The sequence below is a fragment of the Desulfogranum marinum genome (genome assembly GCF_016918565.1).
Classification (GTDB): Bacteria; Desulfobacterota; Desulfobulbia; order Desulfobulbales; family Desulfobulbaceae; genus Desulfogranum; species Desulfogranum marinum.
This window is the reverse complement of sequence record NZ_JAFFQD010000217.1, coordinates 1-246: the sequence shown is the minus strand read 5'-3', so window position 1 is coordinate 246 and position 246 is coordinate 1. Positions and strand designations below refer to the sequence as shown.

Below are 246 nucleotides of genomic sequence, written 5' to 3'. Positions count from 1 at the left end.
TTCAGCCCCTGAGCTTTCACCCTCAATAACAACTCAGACCAACTTTGCTCTGACTCTCTAAAGCCATCTTCAATGGCAATAAATTCTTTTCTCCCTTGCTCGGTGACACCAATAACAACAAGGATGCACTGTCGATCTGTTTCACTGCGAATGTTGAAATATACACCGTCAGCCCAGATATACACATATCTCTTGAGCTTTAGGTCGCGTCTACTCCAGCTCTCGTGCTCTTTTTCCCATACCTGC

Annotated in this window: 1 protein-coding gene; it reads right to left on the bottom strand. The window is 45.1% G+C overall.

The annotated features are described in order from the left end of the window. Positions 1-246, bottom strand: a 246-nt coding sequence (locus JWH17_RS23530) for a transposase (RefSeq protein ID WP_205225124.1), incomplete at both ends; no start/stop codon positions are given.